The 24,472-nt window shown below is 71.2% G+C and carries 23 protein-coding genes and 1 pseudogene; 11 read left to right on the forward strand and 13 right to left on the reverse strand.

All coding sequences use genetic code 11. From position 1 onward, the window contains the following. Positions 1-5: 5 nt before the first annotated feature. Positions 6-776, reverse strand: a complete 771-nt coding sequence (locus AB0383_RS39035) for a TetR/AcrR family transcriptional regulator (RefSeq protein WP_366189962.1) — start codon at positions 774-776, stop codon at positions 6-8. Positions 777-858: 82 nt separating this feature from the next. On the opposite strand from AB0383_RS39035, the gene AB0383_RS39040 reads away from it, so the two are divergent. Further along, positions 859-3,381 carry a DEAD/DEAH box helicase gene (locus AB0383_RS39040; RefSeq protein ID WP_366189963.1) on the forward strand — a complete coding sequence of 841 codons (2,523 nt, stop codon included), beginning with the start codon at positions 859-861 and terminating at the stop codon, positions 3,379-3,381. Continuing rightward, positions 3,378-4,022, forward strand: coding sequence for an SWIM zinc finger family protein (locus AB0383_RS39045; RefSeq protein ID WP_366189964.1), 645 nt, complete (start codon positions 3,378-3,380; stop codon positions 4,020-4,022). The genes AB0383_RS39040 and AB0383_RS39045 overlap by 4 nt, the downstream gene beginning before the upstream one ends. Here AB0383_RS39045 and AB0383_RS39050 read toward each other — a convergent pair. Both AB0383_RS39050 and AB0383_RS39055 read right to left on the reverse strand, forming a co-directional pair. Then, positions 4,019-4,801: an SDR family oxidoreductase gene (locus AB0383_RS39050; RefSeq protein WP_220240729.1), complete on the reverse strand. Its 783-nt coding sequence runs from the start codon at positions 4,799-4,801 to the stop codon at positions 4,019-4,021. The two genes, AB0383_RS39045 and AB0383_RS39050, sit on opposite strands and share 4 nt — an antisense overlap. A gap of 54 nt (positions 4,802-4,855) precedes the next feature. After that, positions 4,856-5,431 carry a DUF4865 family protein gene (locus AB0383_RS39055; protein ID WP_366190011.1) on the reverse strand — a complete coding sequence of 192 codons (576 nt, stop codon included), beginning with the start codon at positions 5,429-5,431 and terminating at the stop codon, positions 4,856-4,858. 52 nt (positions 5,432-5,483) lie between these two features. On the opposite strand from AB0383_RS39055, the gene AB0383_RS39060 reads away from it, so the two are divergent. Beyond that, the gene (locus AB0383_RS39060) at positions 5,484-6,161 is read left to right on the forward strand and encodes an NAD(P)-binding domain-containing protein (RefSeq protein WP_366189965.1); all 678 of its coding nucleotides are present in this window, start codon (positions 5,484-5,486) and stop codon (positions 6,159-6,161) included. A gap of 1 nt (position 6,162) precedes the next feature. Here AB0383_RS39060 and AB0383_RS39065 read toward each other — a convergent pair whose 3' ends face one another. Genes AB0383_RS39065 through AB0383_RS39075 form a run of 3 tightly spaced genes read right to left on the reverse strand, consistent with a single transcriptional unit; the run spans position 6,163 to position 9,067 of the window. Then, positions 6,163-6,810, reverse strand: coding sequence for a class I SAM-dependent methyltransferase (locus AB0383_RS39065; protein WP_366189966.1), 648 nt, complete (start codon positions 6,808-6,810; stop codon positions 6,163-6,165). Positions 6,811-6,861: 51 nt separating this feature from the next. Beyond that, a complete protein-coding gene (locus tag AB0383_RS39070) occupies positions 6,862-8,478 on the reverse strand; it encodes an acyl-CoA dehydrogenase family protein (RefSeq protein WP_366189967.1) in 1,617 nt (538 codons plus the stop codon). Next, a complete protein-coding gene (locus AB0383_RS39075; RefSeq protein WP_366189968.1) occupies positions 8,462-9,067 on the reverse strand; it encodes a TetR/AcrR family transcriptional regulator in 606 nt (201 codons plus the stop codon). The genes AB0383_RS39070 and AB0383_RS39075 overlap by 17 nt, the downstream gene beginning before the upstream one ends. Positions 9,068-9,200: 133 nt before the next feature. Here AB0383_RS39075 and AB0383_RS39080 point away from each other — a divergent pair, with 133 nt between their 5' ends. From AB0383_RS39080 to AB0383_RS39090, 3 genes and pseudogenes are all read left to right on the forward strand, one after another. Then, positions 9,201-9,578 (forward strand): VOC family protein, encoded by a 378-nt coding sequence (locus tag AB0383_RS39080; RefSeq protein ID WP_366189969.1) that lies wholly within the window; start codon positions 9,201-9,203, stop codon positions 9,576-9,578. A gap of 225 nt (positions 9,579-9,803) precedes the next feature. Continuing rightward, entirely contained in the window at positions 9,804-10,064 is a 261-nt protein-coding gene (locus AB0383_RS39085; protein ID WP_366189970.1) for a hypothetical protein, read from the forward strand. A gap of 574 nt (positions 10,065-10,638) precedes the next feature. After that, positions 10,639-11,633 (forward strand): annotated as a pseudogene (locus AB0383_RS39090) (tyrosine-type recombinase/integrase). 4 nt (positions 11,634-11,637) lie between these two features. Here AB0383_RS39090 and AB0383_RS39095 read toward each other — a convergent pair. Next, complete coding sequence (locus AB0383_RS39095; protein WP_366189971.1) at positions 11,638-13,230, reverse strand: AMP-binding protein; 1,593 nt, start codon at positions 13,228-13,230, stop codon at positions 11,638-11,640. Between the two features lie 126 nt (positions 13,231-13,356). Continuing rightward, on the reverse strand, positions 13,357-13,713 hold the full coding sequence (locus AB0383_RS39100) for a hypothetical protein (RefSeq protein WP_364180209.1): 357 nt from the start codon (positions 13,711-13,713) through the stop codon (positions 13,357-13,359). Positions 13,714-13,803: 90 nt separating this feature from the next. Here AB0383_RS39100 and AB0383_RS39105 point away from each other — a divergent pair, with 90 nt between their 5' ends. Further along, complete coding sequence (locus tag AB0383_RS39105; protein WP_366189972.1) at positions 13,804-14,589, forward strand: glycerophosphodiester phosphodiesterase; 786 nt, start codon at positions 13,804-13,806, stop codon at positions 14,587-14,589. Between the two features lie 9 nt (positions 14,590-14,598). Here the strand turns inward: AB0383_RS39105 and AB0383_RS39110 are convergent, their stop codons facing one another. After that, positions 14,599-15,300: a transglycosylase family protein gene (locus AB0383_RS39110; RefSeq protein WP_364180126.1), complete on the reverse strand. Its 702-nt coding sequence runs from the start codon at positions 15,298-15,300 to the stop codon at positions 14,599-14,601. A gap of 247 nt (positions 15,301-15,547) precedes the next feature. On the opposite strand from AB0383_RS39110, the gene AB0383_RS39115 reads away from it, so the two are divergent. The 3 genes from AB0383_RS39115 (at position 15,548) to AB0383_RS39125 (ending at position 18,303) form a co-directional block, all read left to right on the forward strand. Next, the gene (locus AB0383_RS39115) at positions 15,548-16,948 is read left to right on the forward strand and encodes an MFS transporter (RefSeq protein ID WP_364180124.1); all 1,401 of its coding nucleotides are present in this window, start codon (positions 15,548-15,550) and stop codon (positions 16,946-16,948) included. 34 nt (positions 16,949-16,982) lie between these two features. Beyond that, complete coding sequence (locus AB0383_RS39120) at positions 16,983-17,729, forward strand: thymidine kinase (RefSeq protein WP_364180122.1); 747 nt, start codon at positions 16,983-16,985, stop codon at positions 17,727-17,729. A 226-nt stretch (positions 17,730-17,955) separates the two neighbouring features. Next, positions 17,956-18,303, forward strand: a complete 348-nt coding sequence (locus AB0383_RS39125) for an RNA polymerase-binding protein RbpA (protein WP_091613651.1) — start codon at positions 17,956-17,958, stop codon at positions 18,301-18,303. Between the two features lie 89 nt (positions 18,304-18,392). Here the strand turns inward: AB0383_RS39125 and AB0383_RS39130 are convergent, their stop codons facing one another. The 4 genes from AB0383_RS39130 to AB0383_RS39145 form a co-directional block, all read right to left on the reverse strand. Then, positions 18,393-18,608, reverse strand: coding sequence for a hypothetical protein (locus AB0383_RS39130; protein WP_366189973.1), 216 nt, complete (start codon positions 18,606-18,608; stop codon positions 18,393-18,395). Positions 18,609-18,682: 74 nt separating this feature from the next. Beyond that, on the reverse strand, positions 18,683-19,450 hold the full coding sequence (locus AB0383_RS39135) for a polyprenol monophosphomannose synthase (protein WP_364180118.1): 768 nt from the start codon (positions 19,448-19,450) through the stop codon (positions 18,683-18,685). 23 nt (positions 19,451-19,473) lie between these two features. Beyond that, positions 19,474-21,099, reverse strand: a complete 1,626-nt coding sequence (gene lnt, locus AB0383_RS39140; RefSeq protein WP_364180116.1) for an apolipoprotein N-acyltransferase — start codon at positions 21,097-21,099, stop codon at positions 19,474-19,476. A 10-nt stretch (positions 21,100-21,109) separates the two neighbouring features. After that, complete coding sequence (locus AB0383_RS39145) at positions 21,110-22,726, reverse strand: amidohydrolase (RefSeq protein ID WP_366189974.1); 1,617 nt, start codon at positions 22,724-22,726, stop codon at positions 21,110-21,112. Between the two features lie 214 nt (positions 22,727-22,940). Here AB0383_RS39145 and AB0383_RS39150 point away from each other — a divergent pair, with 214 nt between their 5' ends. Continuing rightward, on the forward strand, positions 22,941-24,359 hold the full coding sequence (locus AB0383_RS39150) for an FAD-binding oxidoreductase (protein ID WP_364180113.1): 1,419 nt from the start codon (positions 22,941-22,943) through the stop codon (positions 24,357-24,359). Positions 24,360-24,472 lie beyond the last annotated feature (113 nt).

The raw sequence follows: 24,472 nt of genomic DNA on the forward strand, positions 1-24,472 counted from the left end.
GGCCTTCAGCGGCGCTCGACGAGCAGCGTCACCCCGTCGAGGATGCGGGCGAGGCCGAAGCGGAAGTGATGCTCGGGGTTGGACGCGGCGTTGTTCGCCTGGCCGGCCGCGGTGCCGACGCGGCTCGCGCGTGGGAAGTTCGTGGCATCGGCGTCGGGGATTTCGGCGAGGACGGGCGCGCTGCGTTCCCACCACTCGGCGTCGGTCAGGCCGCTGCGGCGCGCGAGCCGCACGGCGTCGATGGAGCCGCGCGCGGTGCCCTGCACGAGCCCGATGACGAGGCTGACGACGGCGTCGAGCTCCAGCTCGTCGAGGTCGAGGCCGTCGAGCGCGCTGAGTTCGCGTTCGTACTTGGCGAAGGTGTTGGGCCCGAGCGGCGGGCGGGCGGTGGTGATCTGCAGCAGCCACGGATGGCGGTGGTAGAGGCGCCACAGGTCCTCGGCCACGGCCGTGAGGGCGTCGCGCCAGCCGGTCGACGGCAGTTCGGCGGTGAGCTCGCCGTGGGCGTCGTCGAGCATCAGGTCGATCAGCTCGGCGTGCCCTGGCACGTAGGTGTAGAGCGACATCGGGGCGACGCCGAGCTCGTCGGCGACGCGGCGCATCGTCACGGCCTCGAGCCCGTCGGCGTCGGCCAGCCGCGTCGCGGTGGCGACGACGTCGGCCACGGTGAGCTTGGGTTTCGGCCCGCGCCGAGGCGGTCCGGGGACGCCCCAGAGCAGCTCGATCGTGCGCCGCGGGTCGCCGCCACCGGTGTACTCCGTGCTCATCCGCGTCATTCTGCCCTGCATTTTATCGTACGTTGTACAGAGTTCTGGTAATGTCGGCGGACGGCGTACGAGACCGACGGGAAGGGGAGTCGTGGGGAGCGCATCGCCGGGGGAGGCCGTGGTGGTCGAGCCGGGTTTCGTCGTGTTCTGGCACCCCGACGGCACCACACCCGTGGGACCGGGCGAGCCAGGAACGGTCGACGTCGTCCTGCGCGGCGGCCTGCGCACGGTTCCGGCGCGGCGGGTGCCGATTGCCGACGCCGTCGCGCTGCTGCGGGAGGTCTCCGGCGACGCGTCGGCCGAGTTCTGGTCGGTCGCCGCGCAGGCGGGCACGCGCTTGGCCGAGGCCGGGTGGACGGGACCGCTGGCACCGGAGGAAGAACAGTGGCTGCGCCGGCTCGCCGCCGCGATGCCCCCGCACGCCCACGCCACCCCGCTGCCCGGCGACCCGGCCCGGCTGCCCGAGCCGTTCCCTGTGCTGCTGCGGTTCCTGCGTGACGTCGCCGGCCTCACCGCCGCCACGCGGGTGTCGCTGCGGCTCGAATCGGACGACCTCGACGGCAGCCGGTTCCGCGCCGTGGTGCAGGTCCACGGCGACACACTGGTGGACGCAGAGGAACTGTGGCGGACGGGTGCCGAGGCGGCCCGGCACGAGGTGCTGCTCGTGCTGCGGCGCTGCGCCGAGGTGTGGCCGCCGCTCGGCCCGCTGCTGGCCGCGCCCGTGCCCGCCGAGGTGGCGCTGCTCGACGAAGACATCCGCGAGCTGCTCGGTGACGCCGCCGGCCGGCTGGCCGAGCTCGGCGTCGCCGTCCACTGGCCCGCGGAGCTGGCGGGGCTCACGGCCCGCGCGGTCGTCCGCCCGGGTGCCGCGCCGGACGACGTGCCGGCGTTCTTCGGCGGCGGCCGCGCGCTGGAGCTCGACTGGCAGCTCGCCCTCGGCGGCGCGCAGCTGTCGGCGGCCGAGCTGGACGTGCTCGCGCAGGCCCACCGGCCCGTCGTGCGGCTGCGCGAGCGGTGGGTACTGCTCGACCCGGCGTCCGCGAGCCGCGCGCGGGAGCGGGCGCTGAAGCCCCTCACACCCGTCGACGCGCTGGCCGCCGTGCTGGCCGGGACAACCGAAGCGGACGGTACCGAGGTCGAGCTCGTCACCGACGGCTGGCTCGCCACAGTGCGGTCCCGGCTCGCCGAGCTGCCCGGCCCGGCGCCGCAGCCGCCGGGACTGACGGCGACCCTGCGCGACTACCAGCTGCGCGGCCTGCACTGGCTCGACACCGTCACCTCACTCGGCCTGGGCGGCTGCCTCGCCGACGACATGGGCCTGGGCAAGACACTTACCCTCATCGCCTTGCACCTGCATCGCGACGCCGGCCCGACACTGGTGGTATGCCCGGCGTCGTTGCTGGGCACGTGGGAGGCCGAGATCCACCGCTTCGCCCCGGGCGTGGCCGTGCGGCGGTTCCACGGCGGCGCCCGCTCCCTCGACGACCTGCACGGGTTCGTGCTCACCACCTACGGCACGCTGCGCGCGGACCCGGCGCCGCTGGCCGCGGTGGCGTGGGACCTGGTGGTGGCCGACGAGGCCCAGCACGTGAAGAACCACCGCTCAGGCACGGCGAAAGCGCTGCGCACGCTGCGATCGTCCGCGCGGGTGGCGCTGACGGGCACGCCGGTGGAGAACACGCTGTCCGAGCTGTGGGCGATCCTGGACTGGACCACGCCGGGCCTGCTCGGCACGCTCACCGAATTCCGCGCCCGCTGGGCGAAACCCGTCGAGTCGGGCAGCGATGCGGCAGGGGCCGAGCGGCTTTCCCGGCTGCTGCGGCCGTTCCTGCTGCGGCGGCGCAAATCCGATCCGGGGATCGCGCCCGAGCTGCCCGCGAAGACCGAGACCGACCGGCCCGTGGCGCTGACGTCGGAACAGGCCGCGCTGTACGAGGCGGCCGTGCAGGAGCTGCTGGCCGAGGTGGGGGCGAGCGACGGGATGGCGCGCCGCGGCCGCATCGTCAAGCTGCTCACCGCGCTCAAGCAGATCTGCAACCACCCGGCCCACTACCTGGCCGAAGGCGACGAGGCGCCCCTGTCCGGCCGGTCCGGCAAGCTGGAACTGCTGGACGAGCTGCTCGACACGATCCTCGCCGAAGACGGCGCGGTGCTCGTGTTCACCCAGTACGTGGTGATGGCGCGGCTGCTGCAACGCCACCTCGCGGGTCGTAAAATCCCCAGCCAGCTCCTGCACGGCGGCACCCCCGTTCCTCAGCGGGAGGAGCTGGTCCGCCGGTTCCAGGACGGTGCCGTGCCGGTGTTCCTGCTGTCGCTGAAGGCGGCTGGGACGGGCTTGACGCTCACCCGCGCCGACCACGTCGTGCACTATGACCGCTGGTGGAACCCGGCCGTCGAGGACCAGGCGACCGACCGCGCGTACCGGATCGGGCAGACGCGGCCGGTGCAGGTGCACCGGCTCGTCGCCGAGGGCACCGTGGAGGACCGCATCGCCGCGCTGCTGCGCGAGAAGCGCGCGCTCGCCGACGCTGTGCTCGCCGGTGGGGAAGCGGCGTTCACCGAGCTGACGGACGCCGAGCTCGCCGAGCTCGTGCAGTTGAGGAGGCCGGCATGACCGACCGCGTCCGGGGGTTCGCGGCGTTCCCCGCTCGCGAGGGCCGGGGTCCGTTCGCGCGCACGTGGTGGGGCCGTGCGTGGCTACAGGCCATGGAGGACACGGCCCTGGATCTGCGGCAGCTGCGGCGCGGCCGTGGTTACGCCGTGGCGGGACTGGTCGGGCCGATCACCGTGAGCCCCGGCCGGATCGCCGCGACCGTGGACGACACCGACGGCGGTCCGTTCCGCACGAGCGTGCACCTGGCCCAACTGTCCACAGCGGACTGGGACCTCCTGCTCGGCCGCGCAGCCGACCGAGCCGGGAACCTCGCCGCGCTGCTCGACCGGCACCTGCCACCGGAGCTGGCCGACGACGTGCCACTGCTGCCGGGGATCGGCGACCTCGACCCGGACTGCGACTGCCCCGGCTTCGAGCTGCCGTGCCGGCACGCGGCCGCGCTGTCGTTCCAGGTGTCGTGGCTGCTCGACGCCGACCCGTTCGTGCTGCTGCTCGCCCGCGGCCGCACCGAACGCGAGGTCCTCGACGAGCTCGGGCAGCGCACCACCCGCCCCGCCGACGGCATCCTCGTCGCCGACGCGTACACGCGGGTGGTGCCGCCTCTGCCGGATCTGGCCGAGTTCAGCCCGGTGCCGCGCTAGGCGTGTGTGCCGCCGTCGATGCGGATCTCGGTGCCGGTGATGAACTCGCCGTCGTCGGAGGCCAGCATCGCCACGACACCGGCGACCGACTCCGGGCGACCGACCGGGTTGCCGACCGGCGTCGCGAGATCCGTCGGCAGGATCGGCAGGAGCTTGCCGAACAGCGCCCAGTCGACGTCCTGCGGCATCCAGGTGCCCGCGTTGTCGGTGATGCCGCTCTTCACGCTGCCCGGCGCGACGCTGACCGCGCGCACGCCCTGCTTGCTGTACTCCAGCGCCAGCGAGTGGGTGAACGCCTGGATCCCGCCCTTGCTCGCCGCGTACGCCGCCATGTAGGGGTGCGCGAAGGCCGCGGACGTGGAGCTGAAGTTGATCACCACGCTCTTCCCGGTGGCGATCAACGCGGGCAACGCCTCGCGCGTGACCAGGAACGTGCCGGTGAGATTCACCGCGACGATCCGGTTCCAGAACTCCAGCGACGTCTCGTGCGTGTGAGAGGCCTGCAGAATCCCGGCGGCGTTGACGAGCACATCGAGCCCGCCGAGGTGCTCGACCGCGGCCGCGGTGCCCTTCACCACCGACTGCTCGTCGGCGACGTCCATCACGAAGGTCTCGAGGCGCGGGTCGCCGGCCAGCTCGGCGGTGCCCGCGATGGTCTCGGCGGACACGTCGGTGGCCACCACCCGCGCCCCCTCCGACAGCAGACGCAGCGTCGTGGCGCGGCCGATGCCGGAACCGGCACCCGTCACGAGGATCCGGCGATCGTGCAAGCGAGTCATCGATCTCCGTAGTGTTGGCTTCGGCTCCGCGATCTCGCTGTCACCATACCGAGTTCACCACTGCCTGCCACGGCGCAGTTTCGCCAGTTCCGGCATCGACACGTGCCCGATCCGGTACCGCACGGGGTCTTCGTCCGATGCGTCCTCGGCCCACAGCGTGTAGCGCACCAGCTCCCAGCCGCGCGGGTCGATCACGAGCGCCGCGGAATGGACATCGTCGCGCCGCGAGTGCAACGACAGATCGGCCAGCGCCGGCGTGATCACGTCACCCGGAAGGACCTCGCGCGGCAGGGTTTCCGTGCGTTTGCCCGCGGCGCGAGGTGTCGTGCCGAACGCCGGTCCCTCCTCGAACGCCAGCACGGTCCAGTGCTGCACGGGCGGGCGCTCGAAGTCGTCCACGATCCCGCGGAACCCGCCCTCCCACAGGAACGAGTGCATCCCGGCTGGGTCGTGCCAGAGGTAGAAGGGGGAGTACTGGTTGAGCTGCGAGCCGTCGACGCCGCGCTCACGCACCCCGTACGCCTTGAGCCCCAGCCCGGGGAACTCGTCCAGCAACGGCCCGCGCTCGCGCACCCTGCGGTGGATGATCTGCATGTCGTAGTCGGCGGCCAGGGTGATCTCGTAGTGCATGGCGTGCACGGGCGACCTCCGATCGTCGAGGTCCACACTAGGAGGGCGGGGCATGCGGGCGTACGGGTTTGTGGGAGCAGGGGAGATCACGGCCGCGATCGTCGAAGGGCTGAGCGCGGATGTGGCCGACCCGCCCGCCGTGTTCCTCTCCCCGCGCGGGCGGCAGATCGCACACGAGCTGGCCGGGCGGTTCCCGAACGCGGCTGTCTGCGCGAACAACCAGGACGTGCTCGACGCGGCCTCGGTGCTCGTGCTCGCGGTCCGGCCCTCCGTGGCGCGGGAAGTGCTGGCAGAGCTGGAGTTCCGGCCGGACCACGTGGTGCTCAGCGCCGTGGCCGGGGTGCCGTTGGCGTCGCTGCGGGAGTGGACCGCACCGGCCGAGCACGTCGTACGGACCATTCCGCTGCCCCAGGCCGCGCGCCTGCACAGCCTCACCGCGCTGTTCCCGGACCACCCCGTCGCCCGGGACCTGTTCGAGCCCCTCGGCGGGGTGCTCGTCCCGCCCGACGAGCCGACGCTCGACGCCTTCAGCGCCGCCGACGCCTACGTGACTCACCTGTTCGCGCAGCTGGGCCAGTCGCTGGGCATCGCGTCGCTCACCGAACTGACCGCTAAACACACCACACCGGGCGGGATCAACCAGCAGCTGATGACCGCGTTGCGCCACGACGGCGTGCCCGGCTCGGTGCGCCGCGGCCTCGACGCGGTCCTGGCCCGGCTGCGCGAATAACTCAGCTTTCCTTACGCGCCAGCAGATACGCCTGCGGCGTCTTCTCGTGCGGCGCCCGTGCGCGGACCAGCCGCGCCTCCACCGTGAACCCGGCGTCGGTGAGCAGCCCGGCAATGAAATCCGGGTCGAGGCGGTAGGCGTCGAGGGAGATGTCGTGGCCGTAGCCGTGGGTGAGATGCCGGCGCTCGGCCCCCACCTGAAACGCGGTCAGCAGCCGCCCGCCCGGCGCGACCACGCGCGCGAGCTCCGCGACCAGCACCGGCAGCTGCTCCGGCGGCGTGTGGATCAGCGAGTACCACGCGAGCGCACCCGCCAGCGACGCGTCGGCCAGCGGCAGCGCGGCCATCGACCCGACCTCGAACTCCAGGTCCGGGTACGCCTCGCGCGCGACCTCGACCATGCCGGGGGACAGGTCGATCCCGAACGCGGCCAGGCCGCGCCCCGCCAGGTACCCCGTGACCCGGCCCGGACCACACCCGAGATCTCCGACGCGCGCACCGGCGCCGACGAGCTCGGTGAAGGTATCCAGCATCGCGCGATCCCACGGACTCGCGGCGAGGTCGTCCTTCGACAAGTCGGCGTAGGACGCCGCGACGGTGTCGTAAGCGGTGCGGGTGGCGGACACGAAGTCGGTTTCGGAGGCGGTCATGACCACGCACGCTAGCGCGCCGACCGGCCCCGTGTCCGCCGAATGCGCCGCCTATACCCGCGCGCGGTCGATGATCGCCGAATTGTCCGTGCCCGCCGGCAGCGTGCCGAACGCGATGCCCCAGTCACCAGCGACGCGCGACGCGCAGAACGCGTCGGCAACGGCCTGGTCACCATGGCGCACGAGCAGGGAACCCTGCAGCACCAACGCCATCGACTCCACCACGCGCCGCGCGCGGAACTCCACGTCGTCCAGATCGGACAGTTCCTTCTTCAACCGGTCCACGGCGTCGTCGAGGCGCGCATCCGCACCGGCGGCCTGCTCGACCTCGCCGAAGAACGCCGCCACCGACTCCGGCTGACGGCCCATCGCACGCAACGCGTCGAGCGCCGCCACGTTGCCCGAACCCTCCCAGATAGACATCAGCGGCGCCTCGCGGTAAAGCCGCGGCATCCCGGACGCCTCGACATAACCATTGCCGCCGAAGCACTCCAGCGCCTCTGCCGCGTGCATCGGCGCCCGCTTGCACACCCAGTACTTCGTGACCGCCAGCCCGAGGCGCCGGAACGCCTGCTCCTGCGCGTCGTCGGGCCGGTCGCCCGCCGCCGCGAGCCGCATCGCCACGGTCGCCGCCGCGTCGGACTCCACCACGAGGTCGGCCAGCACGTTCGCCATCAACGGCTGATCCACCAGCGCCTTGCCGAACGCGTGCCGGTGCGTCGCGTGGTGCACCGCCCGCACCGCACCCAGCCGCATCCCCGACGCACTGCCGAGCGCGCAGTCGAGCCGCGTGTTGTTCACCATCTCGATGATCGTGCGGACCCCTCGGCCCTCCTCGCCGACGAGCCAGCCCACCGCGTCCTCGTACTCGATCTCCGACGACGCGTTCGACCGATTACCCAGCTTGTCCTTCAGCCGCTGCAGACGGATCGGGTTGCGGCTGCCGTCGGGCAGCACACGGGGGAGCAGGAAACACGACAGTCCGCCGGGCGCCTGCGCCAGCGTGAGGAACACGTCCGACATCGGCGCCGAGGTGAACCACTTGTGGCCCACCAGCCGGTAGGAACCATCGGCGACCGGTCGTGCGGTCGTGGTGTTGGCCCGCACGTCGGAGCCGCCCTGCTTCTCCGTCATCGACATGCCCGCGATCAGCCCGCGCTTGGTGCTCGGCTCCCGCAGCCCGAAGTCGTACTCCGTCGCCGCCAGCAGCGGCTCGTACAGCGCCGCCAGCTCCGCGTTGGCCCGCAACGCCGGAACCGCCGCATAGGTCATCGAAATCGGGCACGTGTGCCCGGCCTCCACCTGACCCCACACGTACAGCTTCGCCGCCCGCGCCGCGTGCGCCCCGGCCCGCTCGTCACGCCACGGCGCGCCCTGCAACCCGTGCGACACGGCGACGGTCATCAGCTCGTGCCAGTACGGGTGGTACTCCACCTCGTCGATCCGGTTCCCGTACCGGTCGTGCGTGCGCAGCACCGGCTCGTTCTCGTTGACGATCCGGCCCCACTCCTGCGCCTGCTCGCTCCCGGCGAGCCGGCCCAGCTCATGGACCTCCTCCGCCGCCCAGCCCGCGTCCGCGCGATCCAGCGACTCGAGCAGCGCCGGATCCTTCGCGACGTCGTAGACCAACGGCGGCGCCTGGTTGGTGACCTCATGAGTGGCGGACATCGGAACCTCCCAAAGACCGGACGACGAACGTCCGCAACTCGACTACATCACTCACCGCACCGCCTCGCAGCGGCCCGATCAACACCTCCGCCGCGGCACCCACCAGCGCCGCCGCGGTCAGCACGGAATCCTGCGCGGGCAACACACCCGAACGCACCCCGGCGGCCACGTGCTCGGCCACCACGTCCCGGAAAGCGCGCCGGAACTCCAGGCGCTCCGCGTCGATGAGCGCGTCCACCGGCTCGGCCAGCAGCGCATACGCCAGCCGCGGCGCCTTCAACGCGCGCGCCGCGAAGGTCTCGAACACCGCCGCCACCCGCTCCGCCGGCTCACCCGGCCCCGCCGACGCCTCCCGCACCGCCTCGACCTCCCGCGTCACCACCTGGCGGAACACCCGCACGACCAGCTCGGCCTTGGTGGGGAAGTGGCGGTACACCGTGCCGACGGCGACCCCGGCCCGCTCCGCAACGGCCGCCACGGAACAGCCCGCGTAGCCGTGCTCGGCCAGCTGCTCGACCGCCGCGGCGACGATCGAGTCGCGCAGCGCGTCGAGGCGCTCCTGCACCTTGGGGGTCCTGCGGTAGGGCACGTCAAGAAGTGAAGCATTGATTCATTACTTCAGTCAACCAGGCCGGCGCACACCAAAAAAGTCGGCGACCCAAGGGGAGTGGGGCGTGCTTGGCTGGGGATCCGGATGAAAGGACCACACCATGTTGCGTGGAATGGCCACCCTGAACTTCTCCGCCGACGATCTCTCCGCCGCCCAGGCCTGGTACACGGCCGTGCTCGGCATCGAGCCGTACTTCGCCCGACCCGGCTACATCGAATACCGCCTCGGCGACCGCGAAGCCGAACTCGGCATCATCGACCGCCAGTACCTGCCCCCGGCGCCCGACGGTCCCGCCGGCGCGATCCTGTACTGGCACGTCGACGACCTGCCCGCCGCACTCGACCGCCTCATCACCCTGGGCGCCACCGAACACGACGGCCTGCGCGAGCGCGGCCACGGGTTCGTCACCGCCTCGGTCGTCGACCCGTTCGGCAACGTTCTCGGCATCATGTCCAACCCGCACTACGTGGATATGCTCGCGAAGCAGTAAGCCAGGGGAGACCCAGCCGGAGCCGCTCACGCTGGTCGTGTTCCACGGCAGCGGGGGCACTCTGCTGATCTGGATCAGTGCCGCCCTGATCCTCGTGATCCCGGCGATCCTGGCGCGATCCGGGGTGTTCGTCCTGCTGAGCATTTTCATCGCCGGCATCCACGTCGTGATGATCTTCATGGCGGGCTCACCGCGGTCGACGGATTCGTCCTCCAGACGCGTGGCGTGCAAGTGCAGGCGACCGCGACCGGCTACACCGACCGGTGGACCGCCGCGCAGTTCACGCCGCCGAGCAAGTACACGCGGCACCGACCCGACGAGATCGACTTCGGTGTCGGCATCGTCATCGCGGCCATCGATCTCTTGATGATCTTCGGATGGGTCTACTGGGCGGGTCGGTCACGGACCCGACCTCGCCGCGCGTCCGGCGCGGCCGCACCGGTCTCAGGTCCGGAGGAGAAGGCTCCGCCGACCAAGTTGACATAATGTACATTATCGGCACTTGGCCGACCTGCTGAAGGAAGCCCGGAGAGGGGCTTCAGGAGGCTGACTCCAGCGGTTTGACACCGCGAACGAGAGCGCATCCCGGGAAGCCTGCCGGAGCGCCGCGATCCGCACCCGACCGAACGTCCACCACGGGACGGGTTCTGAGCAAACCGCCTGGAGGCCGTCCGGAGACTTCGGCGGAGATCCCCGAGTTCAGGCGCCAACACGACACCGGAACACCCGTTCAATTCGTCACCGTGACGAATTGAACGCGACTGGCGGGACATTGAAAGTACGCAACCAACACGCGTACCGAAGCATCGACAGTCGATCGGCTCTCAGCACGGGCCCCTGGAACGACCTCAGACAACCACTCGAACAGATGAACGATCCCTCGACAACACCGCACCACGCAGTCGAAGACTCACCAAACCGGCCATACGAGCCGAGGACGCGAGACTGAGAGAACCGTTGTCCCCCAAGGGGATTCAGCCCCGCCACGCTCATGTTTCATGCATAATCGCCATTATGCAGCATACCGGACGAGCATCCGGACGACAGAACTGTCGGTGCTGTGCTGTACAAGATCCAGATGCTGGTTTCCGAGGCACAGCAAGCGTTCTTCGCGGCACGGCGGCCGCGCAAGGACTCGCCGCACACCACTGCCGCCTACCGTCGTGATCTGGCCGGGATCACCACTCTCCTGCTCCAGGAGCTGGGCCTCGCGCCCGAGGAGCTGGATGTCGAGTACTTGACGGCGCCGGCGCTGAGGACGGCGTTCGGCGCGTTCGCCGACGGGCACGCGAAGAGCTCGGTGCTGCGGGCGTGGTCGACGTGGAACCAGTTCCTCACGTTCTGCGTGTCCGACGGGCTGCTGGCGGGCAACCCGATGGGTGCAGTCGCCCGGCCGAAGACTCCCCCGCTGGTGCCGAAACCGTTGCGGGGTGAGGAAACCCCGGAGCGGTTGCTCGCCGCGGCGGCCGACGGTGCGCGGCGCGCGCGGGATCCGTGGCCGGAGCGCGACGTGCTGGTGCTGGCGCTCGGGCTGGTGGCGGGGTTGCGCGCGGCGGAGATGCGGGCGCTGACGCCGCGTTCGGTGGTGGGCCGGGACGGTGAGCTGCGGTTGCACGTCTCGGGCAAGGGCAGCCGGGATCGGTCGATCCCGGTGCAGCCGGTGCTGGCGAAGCTGATCGAGGACTACGGGAAGTCGTGCCGGCGGCGGTTTCCCCAGTTGCGGTTTCCGGCGGCGGAGCCGTTGCTGGCGATCGGGCGGGCGAGCCGATCGGGCGTGGGGCGCTGGAGTACCTGGTGAAGTCGTGTTATCGGTGGGCCGGGTTGCACGACCGGGTGCCGGCGGGCGCGAACCTGCACGCGTTGCGGCATACGTTCGCGACGCGCTTGGCGGAGGACGGGGCGACGGCGTCGGAGATCATGGCGTTGCTGGGGCACGCGAGCCTGGCCACGAGCCAGAACTACATCGAGGCGACGGGCCGGGAGCAGCGGGCCGCGGCGGCGAGCAACCGGACGTACCGCGCGCTGGACGGGCTGGGCGCGGGTGATGCGGGCTGAGGGATCAGTGGGTGGCCATGTACTGATCGCGGAGCAGGTGTTTGCGGATCTTGCCGGAGCCCGTGAGCGGAAACTCGGTGACGAACTGCCACACCTTGGGTGTCTTGTGCGGTGCGAGGTGTTTGCGGACGTGGGCGAACAGTTCTTCCTCGCCGGCGTCCGCGCCGGGCCGCAGGAGCACGAAGGCGCCGACTTGTTCGCCCCACTCCGGGTCGGGAATGCCGACCACGGCGACGTCGGCGACGGCGGGGTGGTCGAGCAGGACGTGTTCGATCTCGCGGGGGTAGATGTTCTCTCCCCCGCGGATGATCATCTCTTTCACGCGGCCTTCGATGGTGACGTAGCCGCGGTCGTCCATACGGGCGAGGTCGCCGGTGTGGAGCCAGCCTTCGGGGTTGATGGCGGCGGCGGTCTGCTCGGGCATGGCGTGGTAGCCGGTCATCACGTGGTAGCCGCGGGTGCAGAGCTCGCCGGTCTCCCCCGTGGCGGCGGTTTCGCCGGTGAGGGGGTCGACGATCTTCACGGCGCAGGCGGGCAGGGCGCGGCCGAGGGTTTCGGCGCGGTCGTCGGCGCTGTCGTCGGGGGTGGTCATGGTGATGCCGGGTGAGGCTTCGGTCTGGGCGTAGATGATGGACATCGGGACGCCGAGGGTGGCCTCGATGCGGCGGACGAGGGCGGGTGGCACGGTGGCGCCGCCGCTGAGGGCGTAGCGGACGGAGCTGAGGTCGGTTTTGGGGAAGTCGGGGTGGCCGAGCAGGGCGAGCAGCATGGTGGGCACGCCGCCGAAGACCACTCCCCTCTCCTGTTCGAGGAGGGCGAGCTGCAGCGCCGGGTCGAACCAGGGCATCAGGACCTGGGTGCCGAGGGTGGCGATCGGGGCGAGGGTGGCGAGCACGCAGCCGGCGGTGTGGAACAGGGGCATGGGGTTGACGAAGTTCTCGCCGGGTCGCATGTCCAGCGTGCGGGCGTAGGAGAGCAGGGCGTTGTTGGTGATGCCCCGGTGGTGGAGCACGGCGCCTTTGGGGGTGCCGGTGGTGCCGGAGGTGTACTGGATCTGGGCGGGGTCGCCGGGTTCGACGGTGGGCAGGGCCTGGGTGGGCAGCCCGGAGGCGCGGAAGGCGCGCCAGTCTTCGAACCGGATGGTTTCGCGCAGGTCGGGCAGGTCGTGGCGGACGTGGTCGAGGATGGCGGCCATGGGGGTGCCGCGGTATTCGCCGACGAGGAACACGCCGGAGGCGCCGGACTGGCCGAGGACGTGGCGGAGTTCGGCTTCGCGCAGGGCGGGGTTGACGGTGACGAGCGTCAGGCCGGCGAGGGCGGTGGCCATCTCGAGTAGGACCCATTCGGGGATGTTGTTGGCCCAGGCGGCCACGCGTTCGCCGGGTTCGAAGCGGCCGAGCAGGGCGCGGGCGGCGTCTTCGGCTTCGCCGAGGAGCTCGCCGTAGGTCCAGCGGCGGCGCGCCGTGGGGTCGGGCAGGCCTTCGACGAGGGCGGGTGCGTCCGGGGCTCGGTCGGCGGCTTCGCGGAGCAGGTCGCCGACGGTGAGCTCGCGGACGGCGTCGAGTTCGGTGGCGGGTGTGAACGCGGCCTTCGTCATGGGCGTCTCCCTCGCTCGGCCGGCGCGCGGCTTCGCTGCCGGCAGTCCCCCGGGGACATTCCGGACTCTAGTCTGCCGCGCGAGCCGGTGGAGGCGCTTGAAATCCCGGCGGATCCGCTTGAATTCTCAGCGGAGCTGCTCGAGGTCTTTCGCGGCGTGCACGATTTCTTCGGCGAGGCGGCGGAGCTCGTCGGCGTCGGCGCCGTCATGGGTGGCGGTGGCGATGTCCTCGGCGGCGCAGCGCAGCTGGAAGAGGCGGTCCTGCAGGGCGGCGATCTCGGTGTCGGAGAGCACGACGGCGTCTTCGGGCAGGCCGCTGCGTTGCAGGGCGGTGCGGCGTTCGTAGGCGCGCTGGCGGCAGGACTGCCCGCAGTACCGGCGGCGGCGGCCGACGTTGCCGCCTTCGGGCAGGCGACGGCCGCACCAGCCGCAGTGCTTGGGTGCGTTGCTGCGGCGCGGTACGACCAATTCGTCGCCGGTCATCGGGTGCTCGGCCAGTTCCCTCACCCGCCAGACCCTAGCTGGCCATCGTGTTCTCATGCCGAGGCCATGCCGGTGGCGCACACTGTGGGGATGCGCCCACCGTTTCCGTATCTGGCCGATCCAATCCCCCGTGCGTTCGCCCACCGCGGGTGGCACCTCGACGAGCTGGAGGGGATGGAGAACTCGCTGCCGGCGTTCAAGCGCGCGGTCGAGGAGGGTTACCGGTACGTCGAGACGGATGTGCACGCGACGTCGGACGGTGTGGTGGTGGTGCATCACGACGACACGCTGGACCGCACGACCGACGGTGGCGGGTCGATCGCGACGCAGACGTGGGAGCAGGTGAAGGGCGTCAAGGTCGGTGGGCGGGCGACGTTGTCGCGGTTGGAGGACGTGCTGGAGGAGCTGCCGCAGGCGCGGTTCAACGTGGACGTGAAGGCGAACAGCGCGGTGGAGCCGTTCGTGCGGGTGCTGGAGCGCACGGGTGCGATCGACCGGGTGGCGGCGGCGTCCTTTTCGGACTCGCGGCTGGCGCGGCTGCGGCGGCTGGCGGGGCCGAAGCTGTGCACGGCGATGGGGCCGCGGTCGGTGCTGATGGTGTGGGCCAACGGGTGGGTGCCGCCGTTGCCGCTGGGCCGGTTTGCTGGCGGGTGTCTGGCGCAGGTGCCGGTGAAGCAGGGGCCGCTGACGGTGGTGGACCGTTCGTTCGTGAAGGTGGCGGAGCGGGCGGGGTTCGAGGTCCACACGTGGACGATCGACGATCCGGCGCAGATGCGGGAGCTGCTGGACCTGGGTGTGCACGGGATCGTGACGGACCGGCCGGACCTGCTGCGCGACGTGCTGGTCGAGCGGGGTGTGTGGCAGCAGGCCGGTTGAGCCGGGTTTCTACCGGGGGCGTTTGCCCTGCCAGGCGGCTTTCCACGTGAGCGGGCCGAGGCGGCCGGAGTCTTTGATGCCGTTGGCGCGCTGCAGGTCGAGAACGGCGGTTTTGGTCTTGTCGTAGTAGCAGCCGGTGCCGCTGAAGCCGTAGCCGAAGGCGTTCATGCGCAGCTGGAACGTTTTGAGCGCGGGTGCGCAGTCGCCGTAGGCGTAGACGAGGCCGGGCCAGGCGGGCATTCCGCCGGGCGGCGCGGGCGGTGCGGGCTGGGGCTTCGGGGCCGGCGGGGCGGGCAGGCCGATGCCGCCCATGTAGGCGGATTCGTCGTACGACGGGATGCGTTTGCTGCGCGCGTCGGCGTCGCCGACGAGTTTGAGCATCCCGCCGCACTGCCAGGGCTGCCAGCCGCGCATGCGGTAGAGGTAGAGCGCGCGGTAGTCCTGTTCGCGGGGGCTGGCCTGGTCGGGCCGACCCTGGCCGCCGACGCTGCGCCAGGTGGGCAGGTCGAACTGGTAGGCGCCGTAGTAGCCGTTGCCGGTGTTGATCGTGTAGCGGCCGCTGGACTCGCACATGCGCAGCTTGGCCCAGGCGCTCGAAGCGGGGTCCGCGGACGCGGCGCCGGCGACGGCGAGCTGCAGCCCCAGGACGGCGGCCGCGAGGAGCAGGATCCTCACGGCACCGCGGTGAGCAGTGCGAACGCGGTCGGTCATGGTTTGCACAGTAAGCACGTGACCCATTGACCACAAGAGTCACAACACGCACACCAGTCTCACACAAAACGGTAAAGAATCACGTGAGCGACACGCTTGCCACGCTATTTCGGGAGCCGTTCGACGCAGTGCGGATGATCGGCAAGCGACGAACCGGACACGGTTTACCCGTTCGGCGGTTTCGCCGGCGGCCGCCCCAGTAGTCTGCCGCCTGACCTGGAGATTCGCGACCGCTGAGGAGCCGTGGATGACGCTGGCCGAGACCCGTGACAAGAAGCGGGAACGGTGGGGCTGGTACTTCTACGACTGGGCCAATTCGCCGTTCTATTCGTCGGTTACGACCGTGTTCGGCGCGCTCTACATGAGCACTGTCGCGGCGGCGGACGCGAAGCAGAACATCACCCTTAACGGGGACAAGGCGTGCCTCGACGCGTCCGGTGTGGACGACAAGCTCCACAACTGCGACGTGTCGTTGTTCGGGCTGCATTTCCCTGCCGGTTCGACGTGGGGTTACCTGCTGTCGGTGGCGACCGTGGTGCAGGTGCTGGTCCTGCCGATCGCGGGCGCGGTGGCCGACCGCAGCCGGAACAAGCGGCGGATCCTGGGCTGGTTCGCGTGGCTCGGCGCGGTGGCGTCGGCGCTGATGTTCTTCATGGCCGGCTCCGACTGGCAGCTGGGTGCGGCGCTGTTCATCGTCGCGAACATCGGCTACGGCGGTTCGCTGGTCGTCTACTACTCGTTCCTGGTCGACATCGCCGAGCCCGACGAGCGTGACGACGTGTCCGCGAAGGGCTGGGCGTTCGGGTACCTGGGCGGTGGGCTCGCGCTCGCGTTGCAGCTGGCGTTCTACCTCAGCCGCGACGCGCTGGGTGTGGACACGGGCACGGCGGTGCGGATCTGCTTCCTGACCTCCGGCCTGTGGTGGGCGGTGTTCACCATCCCGGTGCTGCGCGCGCTCCCCCGCGTCCACACACCGGTGGCGGTCGAGCGTGGCGTGTCGGTGCTGCGGGCCGGGTTCCGGGAGCTGCGGCGGACGGCGGTGGAGGCGAAGGCGTTCCCGCTGACGCTGGCGTTCCTGGGCAGCTACCTGCTCTTCGCCGACGGAATCTCCACGGTGGTGGCGGTGTCGGCGCAGTACGGGAAGGACGAGCTGCGCTTCTCCGACGAGGTGCTGATCATCACGGTGCTGGTGATCCAGTTCCTCGCCTACGTGGGCGGGGTGCTGCACGGGCTGGTCGCGCGCCGGCTGGGCGCGAAGCGGACGATCCTGGGCAGCCTGGTGCTGTGGGTGGTGGTGCTGGTGGGTGCGTACTTCATCCAGCCGGAGCAGCCGCTGCAGTTCTACGCGGTGGCGGTGGGGATCGGGCTGGTGCTGGGCGGCACGAACGCGTTGTCGCGATCGCTGTTCAGCCAGATGATCCCGGCCGGCAAGGACGCGCAGTACTACTCGCTCTACGTGGTGGGTGAGAAGGGCACGTCGTGGCTGGGTCCGCTGGTGTTCGCCGGCGTCGGGCAGGCGACGGGGTCGTTCCGGCTGGCGATCGTCGCGCTGGTGGTCTTCTTCGTCCTCGGGTTTGTGTTCGTGGCGCTGGTGCCGGTGCGGCGCGCGATCGTGGCGGCCGGGAACCGTCCGCCCGCCGTGCTGTGAGCGAGCGGGCCGGGGCCGGATAGGGTCGATCGTCGTGACTGCCCTCGAAGAAGCCGTGCCCGACGATCCCACCGACGCGCTGTCCCCGGTCCCCGCCGCGCGCGCCCGGGGCGGCCGCCTGAAGTTCTGCTATGGCCCGATGGACTGCGGGAAGTCGACGCTGGCCCTGCAGATCGACCACAACCACGCTCGGCAGGGCCGGCGTGGGCTGGTGCTGGTGCGCCACGACCGGTCCGGGGCGCCGCAGATCAGCAGCCGGATCGGGATCACGCGCCTCGCCACGGAGGTCGCGGCGGGCACGGACGTGCGGGACCTGGTGCGCGAGCGCTGGGCCGACGGGCAGCACGTGGACTACATCATCGTCGACGAGGCGCAGTTCCTCTCCTCCGCGCAGGTCGACCAGCTGGCGGAGCTGGCCGACGAGGCCGGCATCGACGTGTACTGCTTCGGCATCGCCACCGACTTCCGCAGCCGCCTGTTCCCCGGTGCGGGCCGGCTGTTCGAACTGGCCGACGAGCTGCAGCCGGTGCAGGTCGAGGTGCTGTGCTGGTGCGGGCTCCCGGGCCGGTTCAACGCGCGCGTACGGAACGACGAAATACTCCGCGAGGGTGACACCGTTGTAGTAGCAGATACCGAACAGCCTGTAGTTGAATCTTCAGCTTCGGCACGTTCCGATGCTGAATTCACTACGGTCCGTTATCAGGTATTGTGCCGCCGACACTTCCGGTTGGGTGACTTGGGTCCCGTGACGGCCCACCACGGTCAGTTACGGTTGTCGTGAACGGAGCACCAGTAGCCCAACTGGGGGATATCCGCACTTGGAAGGCGGTGTCTGCGTCACGCCGGAGCGCGAAACCTGTCCCAGTAGAGGAAGCTGATGCCGAAGGGTGACACAGCTCATCGTGAGCAACGACATGGTTACCGGGGAATCCCCCGAACGCCTCGTTCGTTGCATAGGGTGAGCAACACCCTGGCTCCACCCGGAGCTGACTGAAAGGACCCCCATCATGGCCGACCGTGTTCTCCGTGGAAGCCGGCTGGGAGCGGTCAGCTACGAGACCGACCGCAATCACGACCTCGCCCCGCGCCGCACCGTGCGCTACGCGTGCCCCAAGAACCACGAGTTCGAGGTGCCGTTCTCCGACGACGCCGAGATCCCGACCGTCTGGGAATGCCGCCTGCACGGCAGCGAGAGCGAGATCGTCGACGGCGGGCAGCCCGAGCAGAAGAAGACCAAGCCCCCCAGGACCCACTGGGACATGCTTCTGGAGCGCCGCTCCATTCCCGAGCTCGAGGACCTGCTGAACGAACGTCTCGCCGAGCTCAAGGGACGCCGGACCAGCCGGTCCGCGTGAGTCTCGGCCAGTAGCTGGCTCCCACCCATCCCCCGATCGATCGGCCCCCGTGACCTCCTCCACGGGGGCCTTTCGTATGTCCGGGGCGACTACGGCGGATTGATCCCCTGGATCACCGGCCAGCCGGCCCGTGTGGCTGGCCGGAGAAGGTGGGTTCCCGGGCCTCGGAGGGTGACGAGCGCGGTGTGGCCGGGATCGAGAGCGTCGACTGGACGGCCGTAGCGGACCATCCGCATCAGCTCCAGGTCGATGGCGGTCGCCTCGGTCTCGGCCCCGATCGTGACCTGATCGATCTGCAGGTCCAACACCGGTTCCGTCGGAAATGCGAGAGTCCGCCACCCCGGATCAGGACGGCGGACTCTTACGGGAACTCAGTACGTCAGTGCCGGCCGAGCAGGCGCTTGACCTGCTCCAGGCGCCGCTTCACGCCCCACTCCGCGACGCGGAAGAAGGCCTCGCGCATGATGTCGCCGCTCATCTTCGATTGGCCGATCTCGCGGTCGGTGAAGGTGATGGGGACCTCGACGATGTCGAAGCCCGCGTCGGCGGTGCGGCGGGTGAGGTCGATCTGGAAGCAGTAGCCGTGGGAGGCGATCTCGTCGAGCTCGAGCTTCTCCAGCACCGGCCGGCGGTAGGCGCGGAAGCCGGCCGTCATGTCGGAGACCTTGAGGCCCAGGGCGATGCGGGAGTAGATGTTCGCGCCGCGGGAGAGCAGTTGCCGGCTCAGCGGCCAGTTGACTGTGCTGCCGCCGGGCACGTAGCGCGAGCCGATGGACAGGTCGGTGTCCGCGACCGCGTCCAGGATCCGCGGCAGGTCCTCCGGGGCGTGCGAGCCGTCGGCGTCCATCTCGACGAAGGTGGCGTAGCCCTGCGCTAGGCCCCAGCGGAACCCGGCGATGTAGGCCTTGCCCAGCCCCGCCTTCTCCGTGCGGTGGAGCACGTGGACGCGCTCGTCGGCGGCGGCCCGCTCGTCGGCGAGCTCACCGGTGCCGTCCGGGCTGCCGTCGTCGACGACGAGCACGTGGACGTCCGGGAGTGCCTTGTGGAGCCGGTCCAGAACCGGGCCCAGGTTCTCCCGTTCGTTGTAGGTCGGGATCACCACCAGCACCGGCTCGATACCTTCGGCCCCCCGCGGCGCCTGCGCCATCCGTCTCCTCCGAATCCGGCGGTTCAGCCCGCCGCGTCCCCTGCTGTCGTGCCGGCGCTCGCGCGCCGGGTGCGAAAACGGAGTACGAACCCGCCGGCGACACCGGCGATCGCCAGTGCCAGCAGTCCGTACTCCGTCCACGCACCGAGTCGATCCGACAGCGTAGTCTGCGTCCGCAGCGGCATGCGGCCGACCAGGGCGTCTGCCGTGAAAAGGCCGGTTGAGCTGGTGATCGTCCCGTCGGGGGCCACCAGGGCGCTCACCCCGGACGTCGCCGAGACCACCACGGCGCGCCCGTGTTCGACCGCGCGCAGCCGCGACATCGCCAGCTGCTGGTAGCTCATCTCCCCCGGCCCGTACCACGCGTTGTTGGTCGGTACGACGAGCAGCTCGCCACCGTCGTCGGTCGCTTCGCGCGCGGGGTAGTCGAACGCGGTCTCGTAGCAGATGAACACGCCGACCTTGGTGCCCGCGACCGACAGGGCCGCGTTGCTGCCGTCGCCCGTGCGCATGTCGGCGGTGTCGTCGACGAACGGGGTCACCAGGCGCGCGATGTCGCGGGCGGGCACGTACTCGCCGAAGGGCACCAGCTGCTGCTTGGCGTAGCGCTGGCCCTGCCCCGTCTTCGGGTCCCACACGATCGCGGAGTTCTGGGCGGTCCCGTCGGGCAGGCGGTAGAGCGCGCCGATGATGGCGGGCACGCCGTAGGAGTTCACCATCTGGTCCACCGCCGGGTCGTCGCCGTCGACCGCGGTGGCGGTCTCGGGCCACACGAGCAGATCGGGCTTGGGCACCTTGCCCGCCTGGATCTGCGCGAGCAGCTTCGCGCTCTCCTCGAGGTGGTTCTGGCGCAGCACGTCACGCTGGCCTTCGAGCGCGATGCCGATGTCGGGCGCGTTGCCCTGCACGGCGGCGACGGTGAGCGAGCCGTCCTGCGCGTCGGTGCCGACCGTCGGCCACACGGCCAGCCCGGCGACGACCGGCAGGAACGTGAGCACCAGCGGCGCGATGAGCCGGCGGTCGCGCAGCTTGCGCTGTTCCCACCCTCGCGCGGCCAGCGCGGCGAGGCCGAAGCCGCTGAGCACCACGGCGAGTCCGACGAGCGGCGCGCCGCCGACGGACGCCAGCGACAGGTACGCGCCTTCGGGCTGGCTGAACGCGACGCGGCCCCAGGGGAAGCCGCCGAGCGGGAACCACGCCCTCGGCGTCTCCAGTGCGACGAACACCAGCGCCCCCCACAGCGGCGCCAGCGGCAGCCGGGACACGACCCGGATCAAGACCCCGGCGAGTCCGAAGTAGAGCGACAGCGCGCACGACAGCCCCAGCCACGGCCACGGCCCGAACTCCCGGCCGAGGAAGTCCTGCAGCCACACCAGCAACGCCAGGAAGAACACGACGCCGTAGACGAAGCCGTAGCCGAACGCGCCGCGCAGCGACCGTCCACGAAGGACGAGCGCGAAGCCGGCGAACGCGATCGGCGCGAGCCACCACAGCGGTCTCGGCGCGAAGCTGAGGTAGTACAGGTAGCCCGTGGCGCCGGCGGCGACGAGCCGCAGCAGCCACGCGCGCGAGAACCGCGGTCGTTTCCGCCGCTTGGAGGTCGTTTCGTGCGGAGCGCCCGGTCCGGGGTCCGCGACAGTCACTGCCACGCCCCGAACTCTAGGAGGCCGAGGTGAACTGGTCGTAGATGACCGTGCCTGCGCGCACCGTCCGCAGGCACTTCGGCAGCGGCGCGCCCGGGTCGAGGCGCGGCAGCGGCGGCACACCGGAGCGCGGATCGGTGGACCAGCGCTGCACGCGGGTGTCGGCCGTGGCGACGACGAGGTCGGTCGCGTCCCAGATCGCGTAGTGCGCCGGTGCGCCAGGCACGAGACTGCCGGTCACGCCGTCGTTGACGCCGGCGGCGCGGTGGCCCGCGCGAGTGTGAGCGGTGAAGGCGGCGCGCGCGGAGAGCCGGGCGGCCGGGGTGTGGTGGTGCACGGCCGCGCGGACGGCGGCCCACGGGTCGAGCGCAGTCACCGGGGAGTCGGAGCCGAAAGCGAGCACCACACCCTCGGCGGCGAGCGTGGCGAACGGGTTGAGCCCGGCGGCGCGGTCGGCGCCGAGGCGCTCGGCATACATGCCGGCGTCGCCGCCCCACGCGTCGTCGAACAGCGGCTGCGCCGAGGCGACGACACCCCAGCCGGCGAGGGCGCGGGCCTGGTCGGCGGTGACCATCTCCAGGTGCTCGAGCCGGTGGTGGCGGGCGGCGAGCGCGCGCTGGCCCACCTCCTTCTCGGCCAGCCGGAAGCCTTCGACGACCTCCACGACGGCCGCGTCGCCGATCACGTGGAAACCGGCCTGCAGTCCGGCCTCGGTGCACGCGGCGAGGTGCTCGCCGATACCTGCGGCGTCGGTGTAGAGGGCACCGGACGTGCCCGGCTCATCGGCGTACGGGCTGCTCAGCGCGGCGGTGCGGGAGCCGAGCGCGCCGTCGACGAACAGGTCGCCCGCCACGCCGTGCGCACCGAGGGCACGAGCCGTGTCGAGGCCGCCGAGCTCGCCCCAGTAGCCGACGACCTCGGGCAGGCCGGGTTCGGCGGCGAGGGTGAGCAGGCCGGTGAAGTCGTCCAGGCCGGCGATGTCCGGGCCGCCGCACTCGTGCACGCCGACGATGCCGCGCGCGGCGGCTTCGGCGAGGAACGCGCGCTGCGCCGCGGTGCGCTGCTGCGGCGTGATCGCGGCGCGCGCGGCCGCGCGGACCTTGTGGTGGGCGTCGCGGGTGAGCGGCCCGTCGGCGGAGAAGCCTTCGCCGACGCGGGCCTCGTGCGCGAGGTCGATCAGCGCGGTGGACACCAGCGCGGAGTGCACATCGACGCGGCTGAGGTAGACGGGCGTGGCGCCGGCGGCGGCGTCGAGCTCGGCGCGGCTGGGCAGGCGCGGGTCGGTCCAGGCCGACTCGTCCCAGCCGTGCGCGAGCAGCACCTGGCCCGGCGCGGCCGCGACGGCGGTGCGGACGGCGGCCAGCAGCTCGTCGGCGCCGCGCACGCGCGTGAGGTCGAGGCCGGTCAGGTGCAGGCCGGTGGCGGTGGCGTGCACGTGGGCGTCGACGAACGCGGGTGCGACGAACGCGCCGTCGAGGTCGACCACCGTCGCGTCCGGGTGCAGCGCGCGGGCAGGGGCGTCCTGGCCGACCCAGACCACGGTGCCGCCGGACACGGCCAGCGCCGTCGCGTCAGGGGAAGACGGGGTGTAGATCCTGCCGCCGAGCAGGAGCGTCGTGCTGTCGTTCGTCACGGTGTCGAGTCTCCCCCGCGTTGCGTGCGCCGACCGCCCGGGGTCGGTTTTCCTCACTCCGTGTGAACACGGGTTCGCTCCTGTGAGCCAGGTCACCTGAACGGGTTGGGCCGGTCGGCACGTGCTTGGTCCGTGAGGGAGCGCCGCCGCCAGGTGGCCGCCGAAGGGGACGCGCGGTGCGGGTGACCGGCCGGGCGGGAGACAGGGGACTTCGATGCACCAGATCGTCGCGAGCCCGGTGACCGGGCTCATCCAGGCCGAAGACATCACCGACCTCGTCGCTGTGACCGAAGGCGAGGTGCTGCTGCCGGGCGAGCCCGGATACGCCGCCGAATGCGCCGCCTTCAACTTCAACAACCCGCTCGAACCCGCGCTCGTCGTCGCTGCGGCCTCGGCCGCCGACGTGCAGAACGCCGTCCGGTTCGCGCGGCGCCGATCACTGCCCGTAACGATCAAGGCCACGGCTCACCAGGTCGTGGCCCAGGCGCGGGACGCGGTGCTGATCACCACGAGCCGCATGACCGGCGTGACCGTGGACCCGCGGCAGCGCACCGCGCGGGTCGAGGCCGGCGCCCGCTGGCAGCAGGTCCTCGACGCGGCGGCCGAGCACGGGCTGGCACCGCTTGCCGGGTCCGCTCCGGGCGTCGGCGTCGTCGGCTACACGCTGGGCGGCGGCCTCAGCCCCGTGATCGGACGGACCCGCGGCTACGCCGCCGACCACGTGCGGCTCATCGAGGTCGTGACCGCCGACGGCGCGCACCGGACCGTGACGGCCGAGACCGAGCGCGACCTGTTCTGGGCACTGCGCGGCGGGAAGGGCAACTTCGGCGTGGTCACCGCGCTCGAGTTCGACCTCTTCCCCGTCACCCGCTTCTACGGTGGCGGCCTCTATTACGCGGGCGAGGACCTGGCCGCGGTGCTGCACGCGTGGCGCCAGTGGGTGCCGCTGCTGCCGGAGGAAGCCACGACCTCGGTGATGGTGCAGCGGCTGCCGCCGGCGCCCGAGCTGCCCGACGTGCTGCGCGGCGCGTTCGTGGTGCACCTGCGCTTCGCCCACCTCGGCTCGCCCGAGGCCGCCGAACGGCTCCTCGCGCCGCTGCGCGACGTCGCCCCGGTGCTGCTGGACCTGGTGGAAGACAAGCCGTTCAGCTCGATCGGCGAGATCCACCTCGACCCGGCCGACCCGCTCCCGTACTACGACCGCACCGCCAGCCTGCGCGAGGTCACCGTCGAGACGATCGACGCGCTCGTCGAGCTCACCGGGCCGGACTCGGGCTGCCCGCTGCTGGGTGTGGAGCTGCGCGCCCTCGGCGGCGCGCTGGACCGCGAGCCCGCGGCGCCCAACGCGGTGCCCGTGCGCGGCGTGCCGTTCCTGGTGTTCGCGCTCGGCGTCGGCGGCACCGAACGTGCTGAGGAGCTGCGCGCGGCCCTCGACGAAGTTGTCGGCGCGCTGGAGCCGTGGACGATCGAGCGGCAGTCGCCGAACTTCCTCTCGGCCGACGAGGGCTCGTCGGCGGCCGCGGTGCGCGCGATCTACGGCCCGGAGCGCTACGACCGGCTCGCCGCGGTGAAGCAGGTCTACGACCCGGGCAACCTCTTCCGCGTGAACCACAACATCCGTCCGGCCGCCTGAGCACGCGTGCCGCAGCGGTCTCGACCGCTGCGGCACGCACAGTCACCGTGCAAGAAGATTTACGCCGTGAGAACGTTATGGCAGGATAATTTAACGCGTTCCGGACGACTTGA

This window comes from Amycolatopsis sp. NPDC051373 (assembly GCF_040689465.1).
Lineage (GTDB): Bacteria > Actinomycetota > Actinomycetes > Mycobacteriales > Pseudonocardiaceae > Amycolatopsis.

Excerpts from the sequence above, each read along its gene's own strand:
- AB0383_RS39035 (WP_366189962.1), bottom strand. The coding sequence starts at position 776 with ATGACGCGGATGAGCACGGAGTACACCGGTGGCGGCGACCCGCGGCGC.
- AB0383_RS39045 (WP_366189964.1), top strand. The coding sequence starts at position 3,378 with ATGACCGACCGCGTCCGGGGGTTCGCGGCGTTCCCCGCTCGCGAGGGC.
- AB0383_RS39050 (WP_220240729.1), bottom strand. The coding sequence starts at position 4,801 with ATGACTCGCTTGCACGATCGCCGGATCCTCGTGACGGGTGCCGGTTCC.
- AB0383_RS39055 (WP_366190011.1), bottom strand. The coding sequence starts at position 5,431 with ATGCACTACGAGATCACCCTGGCCGCCGACTACGACATGCAGATCATC.
- AB0383_RS39060 (WP_366189965.1), top strand. The coding sequence starts at position 5,484 with ATGCGGGCGTACGGGTTTGTGGGAGCAGGGGAGATCACGGCCGCGATC.
- AB0383_RS39065 (WP_366189966.1), bottom strand. The coding sequence starts at position 6,810 with ATGACCGCCTCCGAAACCGACTTCGTGTCCGCCACCCGCACCGCTTAC.
- AB0383_RS39070 (WP_366189967.1), bottom strand. The coding sequence starts at position 8,478 with ATGTCCGCCACTCATGAGGTCACCAACCAGGCGCCGCCGTTGGTCTAC.
- AB0383_RS39080 (WP_366189969.1), top strand. The coding sequence starts at position 9,201 with ATGGCCACCCTGAACTTCTCCGCCGACGATCTCTCCGCCGCCCAGGCC.
- AB0383_RS39095 (WP_366189971.1), bottom strand. The coding sequence starts at position 13,230 with ATGACGAAGGCCGCGTTCACACCCGCCACCGAACTCGACGCCGTCCGC.
- AB0383_RS39100 (WP_364180209.1), bottom strand. The coding sequence starts at position 13,713 with ATGACCGGCGACGAATTGGTCGTACCGCGCCGCAGCAACGCACCCAAG.
- AB0383_RS39105 (WP_366189972.1), top strand. The coding sequence starts at position 13,804 with ATGCGCCCACCGTTTCCGTATCTGGCCGATCCAATCCCCCGTGCGTTC.
- AB0383_RS39110 (WP_364180126.1), bottom strand. The coding sequence starts at position 15,300 with ATGACCGACCGCGTTCGCACTGCTCACCGCGGTGCCGTGAGGATCCTG.
- AB0383_RS39115 (WP_364180124.1), top strand. The coding sequence starts at position 15,548 with ATGACGCTGGCCGAGACCCGTGACAAGAAGCGGGAACGGTGGGGCTGG.
- AB0383_RS39125 (WP_091613651.1), top strand. The coding sequence starts at position 17,956 with ATGGCCGACCGTGTTCTCCGTGGAAGCCGGCTGGGAGCGGTCAGCTAC.
- AB0383_RS39135 (WP_364180118.1), bottom strand. The coding sequence starts at position 19,450 with ATGGCGCAGGCGCCGCGGGGGGCCGAAGGTATCGAGCCGGTGCTGGTG.
- AB0383_RS39150 (WP_364180113.1), top strand. The coding sequence starts at position 22,941 with ATGCACCAGATCGTCGCGAGCCCGGTGACCGGGCTCATCCAGGCCGAA.